Origin of the sequence: Campylobacter estrildidarum, from assembly GCF_005406205.1 — a bacterium.
GTDB lineage: Bacteria > Campylobacterota > Campylobacteria > Campylobacterales > Campylobacteraceae > Campylobacter_D > Campylobacter_D estrildidarum.
Genome location: NZ_NXLZ01000008.1, coordinates 1 through 23,082 on the forward strand (window position 1 = coordinate 1; position 23,082 = coordinate 23,082).

Annotated in this window: 28 protein-coding genes and 1 pseudogene; 4 read left to right on the top strand and 25 right to left on the bottom strand. The window is 29.4% G+C overall.

Annotation, left to right across the window (positions count from 1 at the left end; all coding sequences use genetic code 11):
* Both CQA69_RS09160 and CQA69_RS05215 read left to right on the top strand, forming a co-directional pair.
* A pseudogene (locus tag CQA69_RS09160) lies at positions 1-162 on the top strand (DNA/RNA non-specific endonuclease); the annotation flags it as partial.
* A gap of 81 nt (positions 163-243) precedes the next feature.
* Positions 244-531, top strand: coding sequence for an SHOCT domain-containing protein (locus CQA69_RS05215; protein WP_070209750.1), 288 nt, complete (start codon positions 244-246; stop codon positions 529-531).
* A 6-nt stretch (positions 532-537) separates the two neighbouring features.
* Here CQA69_RS05215 and CQA69_RS09165 read toward each other — a convergent pair whose 3' ends face one another.
* The 17 genes from CQA69_RS09165 to CQA69_RS05300 all read right to left on the bottom strand — a co-directional run bounded on the left by CQA69_RS09165 (position 538) and on the right by CQA69_RS05300 (position 15,948).
* Entirely contained in the window at positions 538-756 is a 219-nt protein-coding gene (locus CQA69_RS09165) for a hypothetical protein (protein ID WP_137620747.1), read from the bottom strand.
* Entirely contained in the window at positions 653-1,072 is a 420-nt protein-coding gene (locus CQA69_RS05225) for a hypothetical protein (protein WP_137620819.1), read from the bottom strand. Before CQA69_RS05225 ends, CQA69_RS09165 begins: the two co-directional genes overlap by 104 nt.
* Positions 1,073-1,303: 231 nt before the next feature.
* Positions 1,304-1,693 carry a D-Ala-D-Ala carboxypeptidase family metallohydrolase gene (locus CQA69_RS05230; protein ID WP_137620748.1) on the bottom strand — a complete coding sequence of 130 codons (390 nt, stop codon included), beginning with the start codon at positions 1,691-1,693 and terminating at the stop codon, positions 1,304-1,306.
* A 9-nt stretch (positions 1,694-1,702) separates the two neighbouring features.
* Complete coding sequence (locus CQA69_RS05235) at positions 1,703-3,025, bottom strand: hypothetical protein (RefSeq protein ID WP_137620749.1); 1,323 nt, start codon at positions 3,023-3,025, stop codon at positions 1,703-1,705.
* A gap of 3 nt (positions 3,026-3,028) precedes the next feature.
* Positions 3,029-3,400 carry a DUF1353 domain-containing protein gene (locus CQA69_RS05240; protein ID WP_137620750.1) on the bottom strand — a complete coding sequence of 124 codons (372 nt, stop codon included), beginning with the start codon at positions 3,398-3,400 and terminating at the stop codon, positions 3,029-3,031.
* On the bottom strand, positions 3,384-3,851 hold the full coding sequence (locus CQA69_RS05245; protein WP_137620751.1) for a hypothetical protein: 468 nt from the start codon (positions 3,849-3,851) through the stop codon (positions 3,384-3,386). The genes CQA69_RS05240 and CQA69_RS05245 overlap by 17 nt, the downstream gene beginning before the upstream one ends.
* On the bottom strand, positions 3,848-4,462 hold the full coding sequence (locus CQA69_RS05250) for a DUF4376 domain-containing protein (protein WP_137620752.1): 615 nt from the start codon (positions 4,460-4,462) through the stop codon (positions 3,848-3,850). The genes CQA69_RS05245 and CQA69_RS05250 overlap by 4 nt, the downstream gene beginning before the upstream one ends.
* 16 nt (positions 4,463-4,478) lie before the next feature.
* Entirely contained in the window at positions 4,479-4,943 is a 465-nt protein-coding gene (locus tag CQA69_RS05255; RefSeq protein ID WP_137620753.1) for a hypothetical protein, read from the bottom strand.
* Position 4,944: 1 nt separating this feature from the next.
* Positions 4,945-6,240 carry a hypothetical protein gene (locus CQA69_RS05260; RefSeq protein ID WP_137620754.1) on the bottom strand — a complete coding sequence of 432 codons (1,296 nt, stop codon included), beginning with the start codon at positions 6,238-6,240 and terminating at the stop codon, positions 4,945-4,947.
* Between the two features lie 9 nt (positions 6,241-6,249).
* On the bottom strand, positions 6,250-6,735 hold the full coding sequence (locus tag CQA69_RS05265) for a hypothetical protein (RefSeq protein ID WP_137620755.1): 486 nt from the start codon (positions 6,733-6,735) through the stop codon (positions 6,250-6,252).
* Positions 6,732-7,046, bottom strand: a complete 315-nt coding sequence (locus CQA69_RS05270) for a phage head completion protein (protein WP_137620756.1) — start codon at positions 7,044-7,046, stop codon at positions 6,732-6,734. Before CQA69_RS05270 ends, CQA69_RS05265 begins: the two co-directional genes overlap by 4 nt.
* The gene (locus CQA69_RS05275; RefSeq protein ID WP_137620757.1) at positions 7,046-7,483 is read right to left on the bottom strand and encodes a head-tail connector protein; all 438 of its coding nucleotides are present in this window, start codon (positions 7,481-7,483) and stop codon (positions 7,046-7,048) included. Before CQA69_RS05275 ends, CQA69_RS05270 begins: the two co-directional genes overlap by 1 nt.
* Entirely contained in the window at positions 7,480-7,839 is a 360-nt protein-coding gene (locus CQA69_RS05280; RefSeq protein WP_171000338.1) for a hypothetical protein, read from the bottom strand. Before CQA69_RS05280 ends, CQA69_RS05275 begins: the two co-directional genes overlap by 4 nt.
* 10 nt (positions 7,840-7,849) lie before the next feature.
* The gene (locus CQA69_RS05285; protein WP_137620758.1) at positions 7,850-9,013 is read right to left on the bottom strand and encodes a phage major capsid protein; all 1,164 of its coding nucleotides are present in this window, start codon (positions 9,011-9,013) and stop codon (positions 7,850-7,852) included.
* Between the two features lie 11 nt (positions 9,014-9,024).
* Positions 9,025-9,579: an HK97 family phage prohead protease gene (locus tag CQA69_RS05290; protein ID WP_137620759.1), complete on the bottom strand. Its 555-nt coding sequence runs from the start codon at positions 9,577-9,579 to the stop codon at positions 9,025-9,027.
* A gap of 91 nt (positions 9,580-9,670) precedes the next feature.
* Complete coding sequence (locus CQA69_RS05295; RefSeq protein WP_137620760.1) at positions 9,671-10,540, bottom strand: hypothetical protein; 870 nt, start codon at positions 10,538-10,540, stop codon at positions 9,671-9,673.
* Positions 10,541-10,551: 11 nt separating this feature from the next.
* Complete coding sequence (locus CQA69_RS05300) at positions 10,552-15,948, bottom strand: hypothetical protein (RefSeq protein WP_137620761.1); 5,397 nt, start codon at positions 15,946-15,948, stop codon at positions 10,552-10,554.
* A 54-nt stretch (positions 15,949-16,002) separates the two neighbouring features.
* Between CQA69_RS05300 and CQA69_RS05305 the strand changes: the two genes are divergently transcribed.
* The gene (locus CQA69_RS05305) at positions 16,003-16,341 is read left to right on the top strand and encodes a hypothetical protein (RefSeq protein WP_137620762.1); all 339 of its coding nucleotides are present in this window, start codon (positions 16,003-16,005) and stop codon (positions 16,339-16,341) included.
* Here CQA69_RS05305 and CQA69_RS05310 read toward each other — a convergent pair.
* The 3 genes from CQA69_RS05310 to CQA69_RS05320 are packed head-to-tail and all read right to left on the bottom strand — an operon-like array spanning position 16,333 to position 17,965.
* Positions 16,333-16,596, bottom strand: a complete 264-nt coding sequence (locus CQA69_RS05310; RefSeq protein WP_246023124.1) for a phage tail assembly protein T — start codon at positions 16,594-16,596, stop codon at positions 16,333-16,335. The genes CQA69_RS05305 and CQA69_RS05310 overlap by 9 nt on opposite strands.
* 32 nt (positions 16,597-16,628) lie before the next feature.
* Positions 16,629-16,994 (bottom strand): DNA repair protein, encoded by a 366-nt coding sequence (locus CQA69_RS05315; RefSeq protein ID WP_137620763.1) that lies wholly within the window; start codon positions 16,992-16,994, stop codon positions 16,629-16,631.
* The gene (locus CQA69_RS05320) at positions 16,991-17,965 is read right to left on the bottom strand and encodes a hypothetical protein (protein WP_137620764.1); all 975 of its coding nucleotides are present in this window, start codon (positions 17,963-17,965) and stop codon (positions 16,991-16,993) included. The genes CQA69_RS05315 and CQA69_RS05320 overlap by 4 nt, the downstream gene beginning before the upstream one ends.
* Before the next feature lie 484 nt (positions 17,966-18,449).
* Between CQA69_RS05320 and CQA69_RS05325 the strand changes: the two genes are divergently transcribed.
* On the top strand, positions 18,450-18,662 hold the full coding sequence (locus CQA69_RS05325; protein ID WP_137620765.1) for a hypothetical protein: 213 nt from the start codon (positions 18,450-18,452) through the stop codon (positions 18,660-18,662).
* A 14-nt stretch (positions 18,663-18,676) separates the two neighbouring features.
* Here CQA69_RS05325 and CQA69_RS05330 read toward each other — a convergent pair whose 3' ends face one another.
* The 5 genes from CQA69_RS05330 to CQA69_RS05350 are packed head-to-tail and all read right to left on the bottom strand — an operon-like array spanning position 18,677 to position 23,068.
* Entirely contained in the window at positions 18,677-19,027 is a 351-nt protein-coding gene (locus CQA69_RS05330; RefSeq protein ID WP_137620766.1) for a hypothetical protein, read from the bottom strand.
* 1 nt (position 19,028) lies between these two features.
* A complete protein-coding gene (locus CQA69_RS05335) occupies positions 19,029-19,571 on the bottom strand; it encodes an HK97 gp10 family phage protein (RefSeq protein ID WP_137620767.1) in 543 nt (180 codons plus the stop codon).
* Entirely contained in the window at positions 19,564-20,745 is a 1,182-nt protein-coding gene (locus CQA69_RS05340) for a phage portal protein (RefSeq protein WP_137620768.1), read from the bottom strand. Before CQA69_RS05340 ends, CQA69_RS05335 begins: the two co-directional genes overlap by 8 nt.
* A 60-nt stretch (positions 20,746-20,805) precedes the next feature.
* Complete coding sequence (locus CQA69_RS05345; protein WP_137620769.1) at positions 20,806-22,437, bottom strand: terminase large subunit; 1,632 nt, start codon at positions 22,435-22,437, stop codon at positions 20,806-20,808.
* The gene (locus CQA69_RS05350; RefSeq protein ID WP_137620770.1) at positions 22,430-23,068 is read right to left on the bottom strand and encodes a P27 family phage terminase small subunit; all 639 of its coding nucleotides are present in this window, start codon (positions 23,066-23,068) and stop codon (positions 22,430-22,432) included. The genes CQA69_RS05345 and CQA69_RS05350 overlap by 8 nt, the downstream gene beginning before the upstream one ends.
* Positions 23,069-23,082 lie beyond the last annotated feature (14 nt).

Genomic DNA, 23,082 nt, shown 5'->3' on the forward strand with positions numbered 1-23,082 from the left:
TATGACAATAATCCACAAAGAATAAAAAATAATATAGCTATTCCAAGCTCTTATGTTAAGATCTTAAAAGGCAATAATTTTAAAGAATGTTATCAAGTGCCAAATCACGAAGTTGATGATGAAAGTATAAAAAGTTATAAGGTTGATTGTGATCAATTTTAATCGTTTTTAATGACATAAATTGTTTTATTGTAAATTAAAAAAATAAACTTTTTTAAATTATTTAAATTAAAAGGAGTAAAAATGGGATTTGTAGGTTTGGCTTATTTTATTATTAGTTTTATTGGAGCAATTGAAATTGCTAGAGATGCAAAGCAAAGAAATATGAGTGGTTTATGGTGGGGTATTGGCGCTTTTCTTTTAGGAATATTTGTATGGATTTTATATATCGCAGTTAAAGAACCTTACAAAAGAGAACAAAAAATGTCTAAAATGAGAGATTTAGAATTTTTAAGAGGATTAAAAGAAAAAGGTGTTATCAGCGAAGCCGAGTATGAAAAACACAAAACAGAAGTTCTAGAATGGATGTAATGAGGATTAATCCTCATTTAACTCCTTAATCTTATTTATTTGTATCTCACACTGTTTATACTTGTAAAAAAGTAAAGAATAAGCATTTATGATATCAAGTTCATTTTTGACTTGTGGTTTTTCAAGGGGGCTTATGGTTAGTAGCTCGTTTGGAATTTTCACTTTTTGAATTTGTATTTTGCTTATTACTTGTTGCGTTGTCGTCCCACAACCTATCAATGACATCGTTAAAAAGCTTAATAAGATTATTTTCATTGCTTTTATAGATATATTCTTTAACATAATTTATCCTTTCTTTGATCTGATTTTTTTGAATATAGCTTTCATTTAAGGCTTTGAGTTCTAGATTGTGTCTTTGTGTAAGTTCTTGAATCTTTTCTTGATTGTTTTTATTAATCTCTAAAGCCAAAGCTAGATCGTTTTGGCTTTTTTCTAATCTTGATTTCGTGTTATCAAGTCTTAGATATAAATAACCAGATAAAATAGCCATTAAAGCTAAAACAAAATAAAGTTTTACATTGCCAAATAAAAAGTTAAACATTTGATATTTAAGAAGTTTAAATATAATTTCAAAGGGTAGATGCCAAAGGTGGCTACCCTTTGGCATCAATCACGCCCAGAAAGGCGGTGATTTATGTGTCAAACAAAATTATAGTTATAATTATACTACTTTGTATAATTATAGTCAAGTGTTCTTAACATTTGATTCCCCTTTAAAAGGGGAGCTATAATTTCCCTTTGGCTTTAAACTTCTTCACTCCTTTCTAAAAAATTAAGAATAAGTCCATCTGGCTTTTTTGCCTCTGGTGTCTAAATGGACAAAACCACCAAAAGGATTCTTAGGGTTATGTTTTATAGCAATTCCAAAAGGTTTATCACCGTATTTTTCTAAAACGTATTGATGCACTTCTTCAGTTTTAACCCCTTTAACGACAAAATCAGCCGCACTGCCGATGGTGTGTTGTGAGCTTTTAGCTCCACCTACTTCTGCATTGTGCTCTTTGCAACGATAACCGCTATTTATGGTAATAGGTACGTTGTAATGTTCTCTGATCTCACAAAGCACATCGACTAACTCATCGCTTGGAACGTCTTTTGGTAATTCACACTTACCGCACTTGCATTTAAATTCGTCTTCTTTAAAATATTTGTTTTCTTTCATTTTAGCTCCTTAAGAATTTAATATAGTCCAATCTGAATAATCTTTTACTTTTCTTGTAATATCTCCTCCTGTTGTAATATCAATCGCATAAATCATTGTTTTTGGAATATCATCATTTTTTTTAGCAGTTTTTTCTAAACTAAATAAAGGCTCTAGCATATTTGCACAATATGCTTTTAGGATTAATTTTGGTGTCCAGTCTCTACTTGTTACGTTTCCATAAGGACGAACTCCAAAACCTTTTATATTCGCAGGTAATGGCTTGTCAAAACTTAAGGTGTATTCATAATTTCCATTATTTGACAAGGCACCACTTAATAAAGTTTTACTATCTCCACTAAGAATGTTGTATGTGTAAGAACTACTATAAATTGAAATTGTGCTTGATATAGTCGCTGTATAATCAACGCCATCAATTTCAAAAATAGCCTTTCCACTTGGACTAGTTCCTATGTTAGAACTTTTAGCAAAAATAGCTTTTTCATTAAAATCTATTAAGCCAAAATTGCTTATTGTACATGCATTGTAAGAAACTGATATATTATTTCTACTGACTATTATGGAAAGTTTATTAATAAAATTTTCTTTGCCCAGATCCACTTTCTCCCATTGTGTTGTTTTACTTATGTAAATAGAATTTGGAATTGTAGATCTATCTATCCAGATAAAACCTTTAGGAAATCCTGTCATATTACCTTGTAGGGTTGGTGGTGTATTTGCTACATTACAAAGTATAGCATTTTTTTCCAAAGCGCTTAAAAATTGAGCAAGGCAATTATTTTCTATAGTTGAAATTCTAATCATATTTTCTTCGATTAAAGGTTTTGCTACTTCTTCTAAGCTTTGTGTTAATCTTTCATCACTTATTTTATCACCATCTTCTCCTTTTTCACCCTTTAAAGAAGCTAAAAATTCATCTTCGCTTTTGCCTGAATTTTGCTCATTATTAAGCCAAATTTCATAAGCACTTTTACCATTTTCTCCCTTTAGATTTTCTAATTGCTCAGGGGTAAAATCTTCATAAGTAAAGGGATCACCTTTGAATTTTTCTTTATTTTCTGAAAATATTTTTAAAATTTTTTCTTCTAACATTTCTTTATCAATGTTTAAATTTATATCAAGTTCTTTTAATAATTTTTCTAACTTTCCTTTTAGTTCATTTTCTTTAATAAAAGCATTTTTTGACAATACCTCATCGATGGCTTTTTTTATACTTTCTTCGCTCGGTGTTGCACCCTTGTCTAAAAGTTCTAATATTTTATATTTGATGATTTCAAAGTCTTTATTGATAGCTTTGGAATTTTCAACAATAATTTTTAAGCTTTCATCCATCTTTTAACCCCTTATAAAGCATTTTAAAAAATGAAAAGTATTGCAAGCATGGTAAAACACAAAACATTTAATCTTAGGACATTTAAGCTCTTGCATTGCCTCTTTTAAAGCAAGATCGGCTAACTTGTAATCTTTTCTCGAATTGGCTTTTTCGCATAAATAATCGTGTATCACACAAGCACTAAAATACTCACTCCTGTATGGTGGAAAAAAACTCCAAAATATACGAGGGATACTCGCTCCGTCTGTTATAAATCCTTTTGGCACTATGCCGTTAAAGCTTGGCAATATAAAAGTATAATCACTAACCACTTCGAATTTATCTTTATCAAAGGGTTTTACACAAACCCTTTTTAATTCATTTTTTATTGTCATTGTTATCCTCTATCTTTAGATATTTACTTGCTATTTTTTTAAATTTTTCAATAAAAATATTATAAAAATCTACTTCTTTTATATCTTCTTTTTTTCTAATACTTTGTATGCTGACCAAGAATGCAAAGAATTCTCCAATGGTTAAAAAGCTAAAAGAATAATCAACTAAATAATAAAAAACACTGATTTGTTTAGCCATAACCGCCAAAATAAAAGGGATAAAAAATGCTAAAGTTTTGCTTAAAATATCTGTTGTCAAAAAAGCTCTAAGATTTTTATTTAAAGCCAAGATTTTAATAATAGCAGCAATACCACTAAATGTAAAAACTATAAGCAAAACTATAACTTGTGCGATTTCAATTTTAAGATAAGCTAGAAATTGATAGATTAAAGCTAAAATTACACTTCCAAAAATTAAAACAAAATTAGCATTATTTTCTAAATTATTCATTCTTTATTCTCCCATTGTATTTTTTTCAACTCTTCTGAAGAACTCGCATTTTTAACTTCATTTCTAAGAGTATCATTTTTAAAAATAACCTCTTCAGTATATTTTGCAATGCTGATACCAAATTCTAAAAATTCACTTGCACTAAAGATAATAATTTGATTATTCTTATCAATCCAATTAATATTCTCCAGCGTTTTTTGATTAAGTTGCGCCAACACAATTTCGCTTACTTTTCCGCTTATATTGATTTTGGCATCTGTATCAATTTGAAAAATTGTATTTTTATAAGGCATAAAGAGAAGTTTTTGCTCTTTAATGGTTTTTAATTCTTTTAATTTTAAATCTTTTAACTGCTCTAAACTCTTCTCTTCTACTTTATAACTTATATTAAATTCATTTTTTAATTCATCATAATCCTGAACTAAATTTAAATTTTGTGTGTTTTTATCATACTCTGGTATCTTATGTTCAATTACTTTTGCTAAACCTAATTTTCTTAAGTCTTCATTGTCGAGATTTTCTAAAATCCAGAAATTCTCGCCACCATTTTCTAATTCTTGACAAAAAATTTTTTCATAATAAAATTTTTTTTCCTTAATTAAATAAAACATTTATTCTCCTTTATATTTAAATCGAAAGATAAGCTAAGGCTTTTTCGACTGGAATTTCCTGCATAAAAACATCCTCATCATTATTTTTATACTTAAAAATCACTATTCTTAAAGATCCAAAATTATCAAAATTATTATTTTTTTCTATATCTAATTCCCCACTAATAAATTTATTAGTATTATCTTTATCGCAAATTTTATTTAAAAACCATCCCTCTTTAATTGTGTCTTTATTTGTAGCATAAAGCCATAATTCAAATTTGTATTCATATGTTTCACTTATATGGGTATTAGGTTCAATACCATATGCGGTATGTTTTCCTATAGCAATTTCATATTTTATTTTTTTAGCCACTTTTAACATTTGACTAGCATAAGAATAATCAGTCTGAGAAAATATATAAGATGTATCGCTAAACTCTAAATTTATAGGATTGTCATATACAATACTTTCACCTCCTAAAAGCATAGTATTAGCCATTTTAACTCCTTACAAGTCTTATGTGAGAATTTGAAACTACAAAATAAGCAAAAATTTCAGTTCCACTAAAATTACTTTGCGTTGCCCTAAATTTAAAAGGTGCATTAAAAGCGGTTATATTATTAGCGTTATTTATCGTTATCGTTCCACTTTTTCCTATCAAAGAGCCCCAATTAGATACACTTATCGCAGATTTTGCACTCAAGGTTATATTAAAATGGACACCTTTTGTAAAATCAATTGCAGCAGCTGAAGTAACTAAACCCCCTTGATGATCTGCATATTTTTTAGTCGCGGCCTGATTGTCAGCTTTTGGGTCATTAATTACAATCTCTTTTTTAAATGTTTTTGCCCCATCGATTGTCTCATCACCTTCTAAACCTACCTTATTTTTAATTTCATCATTTATTGAATTGATTAAATCATCTATATATTTCTTATTTACTGCATCTGTAGGTTTTATGGGTTCTTTTTCTATACTCGGTGGCTCACTATAATTTGTTTCTGGCTTGTTTGTTTTTTGCCAAATATAAGCCTTTATTGCAAGATCTGTTTTTAAAACCCAAGTATTTGTATCAGTTACTCTCGCATAAACCAAATACTCTTTTGTATCGCTTTTATACCATACATCACCCAAATTTGGTTCTTGCGGTTTCTCTTCGGTGCTAAATTTAGCACTAAATGTACTTGGAATTTGCGGATTAGCCCAAAAATTACCGCTTGTAGTTTTTACATAGATTAAATATTCTTTTGTATTATTTCTATACCAAATATCGCCTAATTCCGTCTCATCATCTTTTGGTTGTTCGCTTTGATTAAATTTAGCTTTAAAAGTTGCAGGTAAAGTAGGATCTATCCAAGCTTTTCCTTCCACGACTTGTTCTGCTACGTAAAATTGTCCCTCGTGAAAATCTTCGTCGTTTGTATTTTTAAACCAAATTTCACCTGTGTTTGAAGTTTTAGGCGTTTCTTTTCCAAAGTATGTAATATCTGGATTTTCTTTATAGATATAGATTTCGGCTGTATCTTTTTTAAACCAAATTTCACCCAAATTTGGTTTATAAGGTTCCAAATCACTTGAATAATCAAACGGATTAACCACTCGCTCGTAAAGTTTTCTAAGTTCTTCTATTTTTTGCTCTACTAAATCTTTATATTCTTGTATAGTTGCATCTTTTTTCTCATTAATGAAAACTTCTAGTTCATCCATAATTCCATTTAATTTAAGTCTGATTGCTTGAATGTCTTGTGCTATTGGACTTAAAAATTTATATTCTTCAACGCTAGTTAATTGCATATTTTCTCCTTAACTTCTTTTCAATTTAATTAGATTGTTTTCAAACAAATGTCTCTCTAGCGATATAACATGGGCTATATTTTGACAAATCGCTATATAATCTGCCCCACTCTCATTATCTTGTATAGTTTGTAATGCTGAAAATTTTTGAGAATTTATTCTTTCGATGCATTCATTAGTATATTTTTCAAACTCTAATTTTGTTGTATTTAGCGTCTTTTGTTTTATCTTAAAACTTTCAAGTTCTATTTCAAAAATTGTGTCAATTCTTTCTTTTTTAATATCTTCAAAAAATAAATTAGACATATTTTGAATATTTTCACTAGAGCTTTGTATAAAAGCAATAAAGCCATTTAATTCTTCTATTAAGGCGTTTAATTCTTTTCCAAAAGGTGGTAAAGCTGCGACAAATCGATCGGCTTCAGCATCAAAATTTACCGGTTCTTGCATATTTGGAGCTTTTGGCAAATCGCTTATATGTATGGTTATTTTCATTGTAATCTCGCCTTAATTTTTAGAAATTGTTTATTTTGATCCATATCTTGTATACTTAAAATTTCATATTTTCTATCCCTAAAAACTATAAAATAAGAAAAGTCAAGCTCTAAAAATCTAAGTTCAAATTCATGTGTAGCTATTTGACTTACTCCATCGTCTAAATTTTTGCTTTCTACACTTAGATTTTTACAACTTGCATAAACTTCTTTAAAAAGTAATTCTTGGGTAAAATCAAGTTCATTAAATTCATTTTTGCTTTGCTCTTTTTTATAAATTTTAATTCGATGCTTAAAGGTATTTGCTTTCATTAAAAAAATGCCACCTTGTATCTACTTACTAGTGCGTTTGAAATTTTTGGCATACTCGCACCATCAAATGCCGTCAAAACATAATTTTTAAGCCAAAGCTTTATATCTTGTGGTAATTCTTCATAGCCTAATTTTACATCCATCTTTCCACTTCCTATACAATAAAGAATGTTTAAATTGGTTCTAAATTCTGCATTAAAATTGGCATTAATTAAGGTATCAAAAGGTGCCAAAATTACTCTTTCATTGTAAAACTCAATCCTATAAATATTAGAGATTAAAATACGATTTGTTCTTGTTTGAAATTCACTTATTCCAGCTTTTAGAAATTGTTTTAAATTTTCATCAAAAACATCACTATCTAATCTTAAAAAAGTTCTTAACTCTTCAATACTTATAAGATCTTTTTCACACTCTTCTAATACCTTAATAATCATTTTTTACCTTTATTGCCTTTTTTATTATTTTTGGCGTCTTTGTCTTCTGAATTTTCTTGTTTTTCTTGGATTTCTTCTTCATTTGTTTGATCTAGTTCTTCTTCTCGTTCTTCTTGGATTTCTTCTTCATTTGTTTGATCTAGTTCTTCTTCTCGTTCTTCTTGGATTTCTTCTTCATTTGTTTGATCTAGATTTTCATTTTCTTGTTCTTGAATTTCTTTATCATCACTTGAAACAAAATCAACAATGCCTTTTTCTTTCAGTCTTAAGGCTTCACTAAGATTTAACAAAGCCTCATCGCCTTTTTTATAAAACACGTTACCACTAAGGCAAGTTAAAAAAATAACTTTTTTCATTTTTTATCCTTTAAGCTGGACAAGAAATTTTACAAACTGCCAAATCATCCATAAGTTTTGCATCTAGTCTTAGACGAACTTTAATTCCTATAAGATCATTTTGTGCGTAAAGCTCATTTAATCTTGTAAAACTCATGTTTGAACGATCCCAGATTTCATAAAAGCTAAAATCTCCAAAGAAAGCAGGAATTTTATTAGCTCCAAATCCATCTAAAGCGGAACAATACACTACTTTTTTACCTAGTATAGTGTCATATCCTCCAGCACTCAAAGCAGGTAACCATAAAGGACGCCCATCGTTATCGGTAAGCTTATAAACCCCTTTCATAAAATCATCACTTACAAGCCAACAAGCATTTTTTCTATAAGCACTATCTAGATTAAAAAAAGCATCGATTAAATCATTACTTGTAATTCCTGAGTTGGAGACTAATTTAAATTCTTTTTTAGCATTGATCAAACCAGTTGGTTTTTTGTCTCCATCTCCTCTTATAAAGGCGTCTTCTTCGGCCTTAGATATCTTTTCGGCAGCTTTTCTAACTATAAAACTTTCAAGGTTTAAAATATTATCACTTAGAAGTTCTTCGCTAATCTTAATAATCCCTCCGAGTTTATAAGCTCCTATACTTAACTTTGTAAAGTTTGCTGATACTTCGTTAAAAGTTGCCATTTCATCAATCCAAGAAAAATCACCCATTCCATCAAATACAGGTATAGTTTGATTGCTTGAGCTTTTTTGTATGGTTGCTATTTTTCTAATCACACTTAAATCTGTAAGTTTTTCTCTGATCTTGCTTTGTAAAATAGTAGGAACTAAAACCCCACCTTTTTCTGCGGTAGTCTCATTAAGAACATCTCTTTGTAAATTTTGATCTATAAGACCATTTCTTAGATAATTTACAAAAGAACGCATATATTCTTCTTCATTTGCTTGTCTTTGATCTTGTGGATTTTCTGTTAAAATTGGACTAATGACTTGATTTAAATACTTTTCTCTTTCAGCTTCAGCCTCCAATCTTGAAAGCTCGTTTCTTTTTTCTTCAAAATCCTTAACTAAAGATTCATATTTGACATTTTCTTCAGCACTAAAGCTTCTTTGCTCATTTTTGGCTAAATTAGATAAAGCCACCATTTGTTCATGAATGTTTCCAATTTCTTGTCTTAATTTTTGCATTTTTTTTCTCCTTAAAAAATTGATTTTCTTAAAAGTTCTATTTCTCTTTCTCTTGCTTCTGTTAAAGCTTTAATTTTTCTTTTTTCGTTATCCTCTTCAAAACGTTTTTTAGCGTTTTTGTCCGCACCTTTCCAAACTGCACTAAGCTCAAAAATATCAAATTCGGTTACAACAACTCTTTTGGGTGTGCTTTGTTTATCGATATTGTGTTTTAAAATGCGATATCCAATCGATACATCGCTTAAGATTCCATCTTGATATTTTTTAAAGATTTCTTGGCTTTTTTCATCTTTAGCAAATACACAATCACAAACAAGCTCATCATTTTCTATCCTTATATTTTCAATTCTAGCAATAGCATTATCTACGCTAGGATTATGATCTTTAAAAAGAGTTTTTAGTCCTTCAAATTTTGCCCCTTTGACGTCTAATTCTTCTATGTAATCTCCTAATTCCCAATCAAAACGCTTACAAGCGTTAGAATTAGAAACCATAACAAAACTTAAAGTGTTATTTTCTTCGCTTATGTTTCTTAATCTTGCAGCATCAGCTCTAATAAAATTCATTCTAAAATCCTTATTTTTATAGATTTTAGAAATTTTAAAAAAAGTTTGAGGCGTTAAAGTGCGTGTTAGAAGTTTTTTTGAGTTTTTTTGATTAAATTAATCCTTGAACATTTAATTTATATTGAATATAATCTTCAACTTCTAAAGGTGCGGAGTAATCCTTTAAAATGCCAAATGTAGTAAGTTTTTTAAAGCCCAATTCACTTTCATCACCTATAAATAAAGCTTTAACGTTATAGATTTCAGATATTAGCTCATCATAATAATCAAAATCCTTTTTTTGTATAGCTACAACAAATTCTAAATATTTTGCTTTCTTTCCTGAAACAACGTTAGTGATACCCCATTCGTTCGTTGAAGTTTTTGAGTAGTTTAAATAAGTGCTGCTTGCTGGATAAATTGTAATCCCTGCAAATTCTTTTTTTCCTATTAAAATATGCCCTACATCGCACCCTGTTTTTGCAGGTTTAAAACTAATCAAAATTTCACTATTGATCGGATAAGGTAAAAAAACAAAATCTTCTTTATTGACCTTAAATTTTCCAAAAAAATATTCCCACCATGTTTTTGTTTTTTTATAATACATTGATTTTTCATAGATTATTTTTTTGTCTATTGTTTGAATTTTTATTTTTGAAACATTTAAATTTAAAAAAGCTAAGGTGTCAAAAACGCCATCTATTTTCAATTGAATACTCCAAGCTTTATCACATTTGGTTTGTGTATTTACCTCATCATCAAAAAAAGCATTTTCATTTACAGGAGCAAATTTTACCCATTTATCAAAATAAACATCTGGTTCTTCGTGTGTATCTTCATCACTTGCACTTACCCAAATAAAGCCTTTAAATTGAACTTTTTCATCACTCTTATACGTTTTTTCTTTAACCCATAAAGGCGTTTCATCTTTAGTTGCTGAATTTTGCAAGACTTCAAATTCTAAGGGTTTTACTATAGTCATATTTTTTCCTTTTAGATATTTTCTGCTATTTCTCTTGTTTGCTTGGTTAAAATGCTTAAATCCATATTAGATCTTTGAACGCTTTTATTGACATTATCTGTTTTTGAAATGATTAAATCTAATTTTTCTTTTAAACCTTCAAAACCTTTTTCTATAGCTTTTTCAAAGGCATTTCCTATTTTGTCAAAAACTCCACTTGTATCTATTTTTACACCTTTTCCATTTTTTAAAGGAATAACTGCTTCTGGATAGCCATTCTCTCCTATTAAAGCATTTGTCGGACGTGTAACTATGCCTCCATCTGCAAAAGCTCTAGTGTTGCTTAAAGCAGTATTTAGATCTTTATTTGCTCCATTGTAATTATTTTGGTATTGTAAAATCGCATAGGTTAGATTTTTTAATGCCGCATCACTTAGCTTAGTTCCATTTTTAATTTCTTTTAACATATTTTCTAAATATTTTGCTATAGGTGAATTTGTTCCTAGATATTTAATCATAGCGTCGATTTCTTTTTGACTTTCGTTGATTAAAGTTTCCCTATAAGTTTTTAATTCTTCTAAGGACATTGAGCTTGTATCTTTTATAGTTTCTTGCAATTTCTCTTGTAGTTTTTCATTTTCTTCAGTAATTTTTTTAATCTCATCTTGTATAGAATTAAGATCAGCTTCTCCTCCTAAATCTTTCATTTCATTTGCCATTTTTAACATTTCAAGCTGATAAGAGGCATAATCACTAGCAGAACTTTTGATTTCATTAGCCTTTGAAGTAGCAGCATTTTGTAATGCACTAAAGACTGAAGAACTAAAATTTTTATCTTTATAAGCTTTTTGTGCTTCTTTTAAATATTTATCATAGTTTTTACTGATGCTTTCGCTTGTTCCTATGGTTTGATTTATAAGATTGGTGCTAAAATTTCCTAAAGAACTTAAAATGCTTTGTTGCGAATTTAAAGTTTGCAATAAAGTATTGTTTTCGTTAAGTTTTACCTGTGCATATTCTTTTGAATTCTCATCTTTTTTTTCATAAGCTGCGATAAGTTTATCTACCTCAGCTAGTTTGCTTAAATGTTCGCTTGAAAAAATTAAACCTCCTTGAGCATCAATACTTTGCTTAAATTGAGTCAAAATTTGAATTAATTGCTGTCTTACTTCAGTATTTCCAGTGCTTAAAAAATCATTTAAAGCATTAAAACCACCTTGTAATAATTTATCATTAGCACTAAAAATATCGCTTAACATTTCTTTTTCTTTGGAACTTAGATCATCTGAAAGTTTATTCATAACCACTGCATATTGATTAATAAGATCATTAATTGCAAAAATGTTTCCTTGTAAATTATTCGCATTTGCGAAATTCTGGCTTATTTGCATGATTTGGCTTGTTTTTTGAATTATAGTATTATATAGATTTTCGATTCCTTCTTGTGCTTGATTAAAAATTTGTATTAAGTTTTGCCAAAGATCTAAATTCTCAGGTGTGAAATTATCTCTAAGACTATCATTAAAAGCTTCATTTAATTTATCGACTGAAATCTGGGTTATGCTCGTAAAATTATCCTCGCTCAATCCGAAACGTTCAAATCCTCCATCTATATTTCTCATAAGTGTTTTAAGTGTAAAGGTTAAATCTTCTAAATTTTGTTTGGCCACCTTTACCGGATCACCCTTATACATTTGATTTAAAATACTAGATTGTAGATTAATGAAAGTTGTAAATTGATTTCCTAGCTGCTCAGCATAGCTTATATTATTTTCCTTTGCCTTCTCATAAATAGAACTGATTTGTTCTGCGATTTTAGAAGGATCACTTATATTTAAAAATGCGCTTAGCATTGCGTTTGGAATGGCAGTATCTATTAAAGAATTTCCAGAGTATTTGCCTGCATTAATATTAAATTTATCAATACTTACGTTTAATTTTTCTAAAACCGAAAATTGATTAGATAAGTAAAGATTTAATTTTTTTAATTGTTCATTATTAATGCTTTGATATTCACTCCAATCTTTTTTAGAAAACCAACCTTTCTTTTGATAATCCACATAAGAACTTAAATCACTACTACTTAAATAATTACCCCCATTTAAATTCCCCCAAAGTTGCAAACCGCTTCCTGTTACTTTGGTTTTTCCAAAAATACCGCCAATTACCGATCCTAAAAGACCGCCTACTATAGTTCCAATACCAGGTAAGATTAAAGAGCCTAACGCTCCACCAATCGCACCGCCTGTTCCTGCATGAGTATCTGCCTTAAAAAGCCAATCGCCTAAACTTCCTATACCATAACCTAAAAGCCCACCCATAGCAGCATTAGCAACCAAACCACCCGCATATCCAAGTCCACCACTTAAACCAAAAGAAAAGACACCATTAGCACCACTTAAGCCCATCCCTGCTAAAGATGCACCGGCACTAAAATTTCCACCTAATCCGATTAAATTTGCAAGGTAAGCCGATGAATTTGCTAAAAGATTGCTTCCAAAAGTTCCGATTGAATTTATATAACTTTGTAAGTTTTCAAACAAAGAATTAAAACCATTTCCTATACTATCTATTACATTTGAACTTGAACTTTCAATTGTTGTGCTTATGTCACTTGACCCTAAAAAGTCGCTAAAACCATCCGCATTTAAAGCATCACTAAAGTTTGCATTTTCACTGCCCCCAAACCAATCCATTACTTTATCATAAGTAGCGTTTGCTTTATCTATCCAATCTCCGCTTACAATGCCTTCTAATTTATTTGCATTATCTATAATATTAACTACGTCGTTAAAAGCACTATTTCCTTTTTCTATAGTGCCTGTTTTATCCATAACTACCTCAACACCATTAACCACACCTTGATATTTACCATCATTATTTAAACTTAAGCCTTGATCTTTTGCAAAATCTACAACAGAGTTTAAAACATTGCTTTTGTGTGTAGTAGTGGATGCTCCTGCAAAACTTGGCATAAGACCACCTAAAACACCAGCTCCAGCTTTGGATAAAAACCCGCTAAGAGAAGAAATATAAGGGCTTAGAAAATCTTGTAAAATCGTTTTTCCTAAATCCTTAAATAAATCCTTTAAATCTTTAATCTTTCCATTAATAAAATCAAAAAAACTGCTTTCTATGGTTTTTTGCATATTTGCAATCATTTTTTCATAATATACCCTTGTATCATCCATTGCATTTTTAGCATCTTTGTTGATTTGCAAATAACTTTCTTTGCTAGCTTTAACCATCTTTTCAAAATCTTCTTCTTTAATAAGATTTTCACTTAAAAGCTGAGAATATTTTTCACGCAAATCAATTTCTTTTAAAGCCCAAGCTTCTTGTTTGTTTCCTATGCTTTCATAGTATTCTAACATTAAGTTTTTTGTTTCGTTAAAATCCTTATTGGATTGATCTAAATCGAGTTTGATTTTTAGGCTTTCTTCTGCTTGTTTGATTTTATTTTTATCTAGTCCTAATTTTTTCCATTCTTTTAATTTTTCATTGATTTCACTTAATTTTTTATCATATTCACTCATTCCAATTTGTGAAATTTCTTTTAAGGCTTCGTTTTGTTCTTTGAGACGTTCTATATACTCTCTTTTAGCCTCTTCTGCTTTTTTCTCTGCTTCCAATCTCTTATTTGCTTCTTCATAAGCATTGGCATTTGCTAACGCATTTGAAATAATATTTACCTGTTCAACTAAAGCGTTATTATTTTCCCAACCTTCCATGCTAACAAGGCTAAGCAATTTTTGATTAAGATCGGCAATTGCTTTGCTTGTTTTTTCTATTTTATCACTTTCAAATTCTGGCACTTTTAATGATGAAACCAAAGAAACAGCATCGCTTAATTCTTTATTTAATTTTTCTATATTTTGTAATTTAAAATCATTTTTTTCAGTTTCTTTGATTTTTTCATTAATCAATGCTAATTTCTGTAAAGCATTTCCTTCTGCTACAATACTACTTAAGCTTTTTTCTCTTTTAAGACCTATTTCATCGTAAAAACTTGAAACACTCTTGGCAAATGCTCGATGGGCATCTCCTAAAAATTTAAAAGTATACTCATCTAAAAAATTACCAAATACATTATTTCCTTGTCCTATTTTATTAATATTATCAATCTCTTTTTCAAGATCATCTCTATATTTTTTTAACTCATCTTTATCCATAAAATCTACTTTTCTTTTAAAGGCAGAATCTAATTTATCGGTTTTTTCATAAGCTTTATCTAAAGAACTTTCTATATTTAAAAGCCTGTCTATTAAGATTAATGGTATGGCACCTTTTGTAAGATTTCCTAATCTTTTAAAGCCTTCGCCTAAAAGTAAAGTTTTTTTATTAATTTCGGTAATGCTTTGAGTATTAGAAAGCATTTGAACTCTTTGTTTATAAAGTGCATTTGTGCTTTCTATAATTGCTAATTTAAAATCATAATATCCTTTAGTTAAAATATTAATTATTTTTAATCCCGCAAAAGCCAATCCTAAATTTACTATTATAGGAGTAATATTGCTTAATGTTTTCATTAAATCTTTTATCTCTTTCTCATTATCTTTGATATAAGTATTTATATCAATGAGTGAGTTTTTAAGAGCATCAAAAATAGGTTTTGATAGTTCAGCCTGTAACATTTGGATATTGGCTTCAAATTTTTGCATTTGCTTTTCATAGGTTTGGGTGGTGTAATCTGTATATTTTGTGAGTTCTTTTGTTTTTTCTATGAAAAGATCATAAAGTTTTCCATTTTTCTTTGCCTCAGCCATTGCCTCGTTGGTAATTCCTAAGCTTTCAGCAAAACGTCTTAAATCTCCACTTGCACTAAATACACCCGCTCCTAAGCTATCTATAGTCATTGAAAGTTGCTCTGTGCTCATGGAAGTATTTGAAGTTGCTATCAAAATACTTTCAAAAGCTTTTTTAGCTTCATCAAAATTCATATTATTCATAGCTGTGGAGGCGAAGGATTGAAACATACTTGCTAAATCTTGCAAAGAATAGCCCGTTTTAGTGTGCAAATCGTTAAATTCTTTAAAGGTTTGTTCACTGCTTTTTGTAGCGGCTTGCCATTTTTGAAGTTGTGAAATCGCTTTGCCTGTAGCATCTACGTTTGCGTGTGTGGTTGCTGTAATGAAAGCGAGTTGTGTTTTTGCTGTTTCAAAGGATTTACTCGCATCAATAAAAGAACTTCCAAAATCTTTTATATCTAAAAATAAATTTTTATAACCTTGATAAGCTTGAACTAAATGTGCATTCATGTCTAAAATACTTTTTGAAAGACCTAAAAAGCTTTGTTCTGTTTGTTTTAAATATTTTCTTGTGTTTTGTGTTGTTTGGTTTAATCCACTAAAACCTTTATTGAGTTTTTGAACACTAACAACGCCTTCATTTGTATCTACACTAATACCGACTTTAACATTCTTTGCCATTTATACTTCCTTTAGTTTGGTTTTGTTAGAATTTATAAAAGGAGTTTGAAAAATATGTTTTATAGTTATACACCCCTTAGTTTTTGTGGTTTTGTATTTTTGCTGTTTGTCTTTTTTCTTATGCGAAAAAAAAGTAAAAGACTTTTTAAAATCCAAGCTTTTAATGAAGAATATGAAAAATACAAAGATGAACTTTATAAGTTTAAAAATGCGGTAAATGAATTTGCAAAAACAAAACAAACAAAAAGCGTTCTTATGAGTGCGTCCTGTTTGGAATTTGCGGTGCAAAATAATTTTTTTAACAAAGATTTCACAAAACAATTTAAACAAATCTTGCAAGATTATCCTAATGAAAAAGAATTTAATATAGAAATCAATCATTTTTTATCCTAAAAATTTCAAAACATCTTCTTGAAGTTTTTTAATGTCTAAATTCTCTTTGTTATTTTGCTGGGTATGTTCTGATTTTAAATGAGTGCTTAGTAAAAATTCATCTTGATTGCATTTAACACCCATAAATGAAGCTAACATACTCAGCAAAATATTCATTTGAATTTCATTTTTTTCACTTGCTAAGGGTTCATGGCTGAAAAAATACATCCACTCATTAAATTCAGCTTGTGTGATGGTTCTTTCTAATTCGCCCACGCTACGCCCAAGAGCAAGGGCGAGGCGATATTTTAATCGTCCTTGCTCTCTTGCTTTGGTGCTTCATTTGTGAATTTTAAAATCTCATCTGCAAGTTGTGCAAAAACTTTTAAGCCCTCTTGATTTAGATTGTCGATAATTTTTTTATCTACCTTTGGATCAAGCAAAGCGGTGAGTATAATATCTTTTCTAAAATTAGAATTTTTCTTGATAAGATCAAGGCTTATTTCTTGATTTTTTTCTTGATTTTGATCTTGCAATTCGATTTTATTTTTTTCCATAATCTCTAATTGCTCTACCATAGAAAGCTGACGGATTTTAAATTTTTCATCTATGCCTTCAATTGAAATTTCTTTTTCTCCTAAAGAGTGTTGTTTTAAAAAGTCATTGAATTTCATTTTTTAACCTTTTGTTTTGATGTGGTAGTAAAGGTATTGTTTAAAAAGCTTTGCTCTTCTGCTTCACTGGCTACGCCTGAGGTTGCATCTATGGTGTATTTTTTACGCGTGTCGCCATTAGCTGGATAGGTAAGACTTAAAGGATTTGGATAAAAATAAATCGTTTTACCTTTTTTATCTTCATAGGTTTGATCTTTTATAGGTTCATTCTTAGTCTCATGGATAGCATCGCTTTCTTTTTGCCATTTAGCTTCTGCTTCTTTTGTTGTAACAAACTCTTCTTTTTCATTAAAAGTTTGTGTGCTAGGATTTGGTACAACTCCGCGAATAGCATCAAAAACATAAACCAATCTTTTATCGTTTATTTCAGGTTTAGTTAGTGTGCTTTCTTTGATATAATAATAAACTATTTTGCCTTTTTTATCCTCCAAAACATCTCCTACTTTTAAAGCTTTTGTAGTGTGTTCTACCTCTTCACCTTCTTCAAATCTAAAAGGCGTGATATCTTTTGCTTCACCGATTTTTTCAGCGGTAATATTTGCACTGAATTTGTTATTTGCTTCGCTTTGAAGTTCAAAACCTGTGAGTTTCATTTTTATTTTAAGCGTAGTTTTTCTCTCATCATTGACCTCAACTATAATAAATACTTCTTCGTTATCTTCAAAGGCTTTTTCAAGATAATGCACCCCTTCATAACTTTCAACTTTGCCATCTTTTACAAATTTATAAAGTAAATTTAAATTGATGGTGGCTGAAGTTTTTTTACCTACTGAATTAATCTCTTCATAGTCTCTATCATTTATAGGGCTTAGCTTTTGACTTTCTCTTGTTCCGCCTTTAAGTCCTGAAATGCTTGTTAGAAATCCTGCTTGAATAGGTTCTTTGTCTGCAGCTTCCATTGCACGAGATAAAACTAAAATTCTAAGTCCCTGCACGTCTGGGGCGTCTGTAACGATTTTGTCTTTTGACATATTTTTCTCCTTATAAATAAATATAAGGAGATTTTATAAAAAGTTTGAGGCGTTAAAGTGCGTGTTAGCGTGTTTTACTATTAATAATTAAGCTACTCATTTTTTATCCTTTTCTCAAGTTTATTAATGCGTATCTCACACACTCCTACCCAAGCAGCCAAAATGATAATAAGCAAAAAATCGAAATTCATTTTTAATCCTTTTATGGTATAATAGTTTCAAAGATGAAAACCCCCTCGCACTGGGGGTTACTTTAGCTTGTTAAAAGCTTTAGTAAAGCTACAATATAAAATATTGTTTGTAAGATTAGTGCGAGTAATCTTAGCTTTTTCATCTTTTACTCCTTTCTTTTTGATTTGTTTTTAGTTATCTACTAAAAACTTAATATAATTATATAGTATTTTACTAAAAAAGTCAAGTATATTTTATGTTATTTACTAAAAATATGTTATTATTTTTATATAAATAACATAAAAGGTATTAAATGACAAGATTAGAATTTGATAAAAAAATCAAACAATTAGGTTTAACAAGAAAAACATTTGCAGATATAGCAAAAGTAAGCTATAGTGGAATTTCTACAAATTGGAAGGATGATAAAGAAATTCCCGCTTGGGTTGAACCTTTTTTATATTACTACGAAAAAAGCTTAGTTTTAGATGAAATTTCAAAATCTATAAAACCTTTTATAAAATAATTTTGTTATAATCTCTATAAATAATAAGTAAGAAAAACATCACTACTATAAAATCCGCTTTCCTCGTCTTTATCTTCTGTGTTAAATAATATTTCAATCGGTTTTTTTTGAAATTTTAAAACAAAGATTTCTATTTTGTGTTTTAATTCTCTTAATTCTTTGTATTTTGGAGTATAAAGGGTTAAATTAATTTCTAATTCTTTGTTTAAAATCCTATCATCTATGCTTAAATTTAATTCTTCATTGCTTATTTCATAGATTAAAAATGCCTTTTCTAATTTATCTTTAGCTCTGGAAATAGGATATATTTCAATATCTAAAAAGTCTTTTAATTCTTTTAAAAAATGACTTAAAAAATCTTGCATCTTAAAAACCTAATTTATTTAATTCAACATCTAATTTAATCTCTACAAGCTTATCTGCTTTTGGATCTACTTTATCTCTTGCATTTTGCATAGTGTAAGTTCCTTCTACAAAGGTTGTTTTACCACTTGTATTGGTTTTACCTTTTTGGCTCTTTTTTATCCCACCTTTATGGTAAAATCCATATTCTATAAACCTAGCATAATAAGCACTTGCGAAATAATCTATTCTTTGTTTTTTATCATTTTTCTTTTTTTGTATCCATTTTTTCTTTTTTGCTAATTTTTCATAACGTTTTTGAGATACTTTTTTCATTCTAAAAACAACCGAAGCGGCACGATAGACACCTTTTTGTAAAGTATAGCTTGGAACTGCTTTTACACTTTGTTTTAAAAGTCCTGTATCTTTTGGGATATTGCGTTTATATTCTTTGGTGATTTCTTTTGCAACTTCTAAAGCGGATTTTTTAGCAGCATTGGGTAAAGCTTTTTTATTTATATTTGCTAAACCTTGCATTAATTCATTTAAACCTTCTACCTTAAGCATTATCTTTTTCCTTTTGAGTGTCTTTTTGATCTATTTTGATAAGATTTAGCGGTATAAGATGATCATTTCCATTGTCGATTGGGTTCATTTCCTCTAAGGCTCTTACTTCATTTATACTCATCACACCATTACTTAAAGCTTTGGTGTAACTTTCCCATCTTGAAGAACTATCAGCTCTTAAAATGGCATTGATATTGAATTTAAAATAAAATCTACCCCATTCTTCTTTGCTTAATAAAAAACGATTTAAGGCTTGTTCTATTTTAGTGGTTAAAGGAGTGATGGTTTGCACCATATAATTGGTTTCTTGTTGCTCGATATTTGAAAAAGTTGCTCTTGAAAGATCTCCTAATTTGTGAGGTGGGATATTAAAAAGCCTTGCAATTTCTATCACTTGAAATTGTTTGCTTTCTATGAATTGACTATCTTTATTTGCACTTGTAGTTTGTGCGTAAGTAGCTCCGCTTTCTAAAATAGATATATTGTAAGCCTTTTTTTGATTGTAATTTTCTTTAAATGAGGTTTTTAGTCTTTGATAAGCTTCATCACTTAATTCTGTTGGGATGGAAATCACCCCACTTGTAAAACTTCCATTTTTAAAAAAACTTAAGCCGTGTTGCTCTATGGCTGATGCGAGTTCGGCGGTATTTTTGCTTTTTCTGAGTGGTGCTATACCTAAAACACCATCTTTTGTATGATAAGGAACATTAACAACCTCATCGTAATTTAACACTATACTTTTATTATTAGAATAAGCTTGATAATAATACTTTCCATTTTGTTTAAAAAGGTTTATGTCTTTGTGTTCTAAAAGCTCTATAGAGTGAATTTGTCCGTTTCTTTTTCTAAGTGGATATAAAAAGCCATTTCCATAAATCAGCATTTGCACCATAAAGGCTTCAAAAAGTGTAAAAGGTGTCATTTTTTCATTTGGTGCTATTTTTATAAGATGAAACAAGGGGTGATTTGTAGCAAGTTTTGATCCATCGCTTGTTTTTTGATATAAATTTAAAGGAAGACTTGCTATGGTTTCGCTTATATTTGAAATCGCAGCAATGACTGCTGAAAGCTCCTCGGCTTTTATTTTGTCATTCAATAAAAAATCAATTCCATTTACAAGCTCATCGCTTCTTTTTTGTTTTTTTAAAAATAATGATCTTAATTTATCAAACATGTAAAAAACCTTTTACTTTTTTACATATTTTAAAAAAAGTTTGAGGCGTTAAAGTGCGTGTTACAAAAACCTTATACCTCTTGTTTCATAAACGCTTGATTTTGGTTTTTCTATGCTGTTTTTAGTGGCGATTGCAGTTACTAGAGCTGAAATTGCGTCTATTCTTTCACTCGATCTTTTCTTATCAGGTTTTATGTTTTCTCTTGCGTCTTTATCTACAACTAAATTTGAGTTACACCATCTTAAAATGGGGTTTGCATTATGATTTAAAGTTTGTTTTAAAACTCTGATTTGATACTCTTTTAAAGGTTCACTAATGGTAGCAAAACCTTGTCTTATTTGAACACATTCTAGATTTTCTTCGGCTAGTTTTTTGGCTACCTCGTGAGAATTCCATGGATCATAACCTATCATTTTGATTTTAAGTGTTTTATTTAAAGCTATAATATCCTCAATCAAATAATCATAATCGACACTATTGCCTGGTGTTAGGGTTAAAAATCCTTGTCTTGCCCATTCTAAATAATGGACTTTATCTCTTCTACTTCGTTCTCTTGCACTAAGTTCTGGAGCGTAAAATTTAAAATCTATGTGTAAAATTTTATTCACCTCACAAATCATAGCAAGAGCGGTTAAGTCAGTGGTTGCTGAAAGATCTATTCCTAAATAAACATCTTTGCTTAAATCAAGATCTCCTAAATTGCATTTTATAAAATCATCATCTTTGACAAAAGCTCCTGCATTTGAAGTCCAGATATTTAAATGTTTTGTTTTAAAACTTACCTCATCTTCTGCGTTATTTTTGGCTTTTTCAAAATATTCTCTTAATTTTTCAATTTTTACTCCATAGCCCAAAGCGGGATTTACCTTTATCCAGGTTTTCTCATCTTGCCAATTATCATTTTTATCAGGTTCATAAATTTTGGCATAAGTTGAAGGATCGTTTATAATCCCACTTTGGACTTTTTTACAATAATCGTATTGTTTTTTCATTTCTCCGTTTTGATTATAACCCGCAGTTGAAATGACTATGCAAAGCGAATTAGATCTACTTGCTGTGCCTTCTTCTAAAACTTTATATAAACTTCCATCCTTTGCAGCATGAAGCTCATCATAAATAAAAACATAGGGTCTTAAGCCGTCCTTTGTCTCACTTGATGCAGTTAATACCTTGATAAAATCTTCAAATTTGGCATTTTTTTTGCGTATTTCTCTATAGGTTTTGTATTGATAGCAAATTTCATTAAGTTCTTTTTCTTGACTGACCATAGAAGAGGCAGCGTTAAAAACTAATTTTGCTTGTTCGGTTTCATTTGCTGCACAATATATTTTTTTACCTTTTTCTTTATCTATAAAAAGAAAGTAAAGTAAAATAGCACCTATAAGTTCTGTTTTACCATTTTTACGTGGTATAAAAAGCAAAGCATAAGAATAACGCCTTGCTTTTTTCTCTTTAGAATAAGTAGCGATAATATCTATGATAAATTCGATTTGAAAATCTAAAAGTTGAAAAGGTTTACCTGCAAGATCTCCATCGGTATGTTTTAAAAGTGAGATAAATAAAACGGCGTTTAGTGCGGTTTTTTCATCGATATAAAAGGGTGAGTTTTGAAATTCATTATTTTTTATTTTTATGTATTTTTTTGCGTATTCTAATATGTTTTCTCTTGATCTTAATTTGATTTCATTCATTTTCCGTCTCGTTTAAAAGAATATCAAAGGTTGAATTTTGTTTGTTTTCTTTTGGATTTACTCTTACTCTATTTGGTGCTCCAATTCCCAAATTTTTTGCTAATCCTATAATGTTTTTTGTTAAAGAATTAAAAGCGGTAAATTCGGGTGAAATTATAGGTGTTCCTTTATCGCTTGTAACATAAAAACCTTTATTTTCTATCTCTTTACTAGAGCATTCAAACAAAATAAGATTTTTAGCATAAACCTTGATGATGTCATTTTCCAAAGGATCATAAATTCCCAAATTTTCTAATTCATTAATAGTTTTTTGCGTTAATTCCTGCTCAATGTCACTTAAATTTAGTTCTTTTTGAGGTGTGGTTTGTTCCTGTGCTTTTTTAGTTTGCTTTGATTTTTCTTTGATAGTATTATCATCAATATATAAAATCACCTTGTTTTGTTTAGAATTATGATGATTTTCTTCTTGTCTTTTTTTAGCTAGTCTTAAAATCTCATCTTTTGGGTAAGGTTTAGCTTTTCCTTTAAAAACCTTAACACCATTTTTCTTTAAATAACGACTTAAATATTCTTTGGATTTAATATTGAGTATTTGTAAAACCTCATCAATATTTAAAAATTCTTTTAGCATTTTAAACCTTTTTT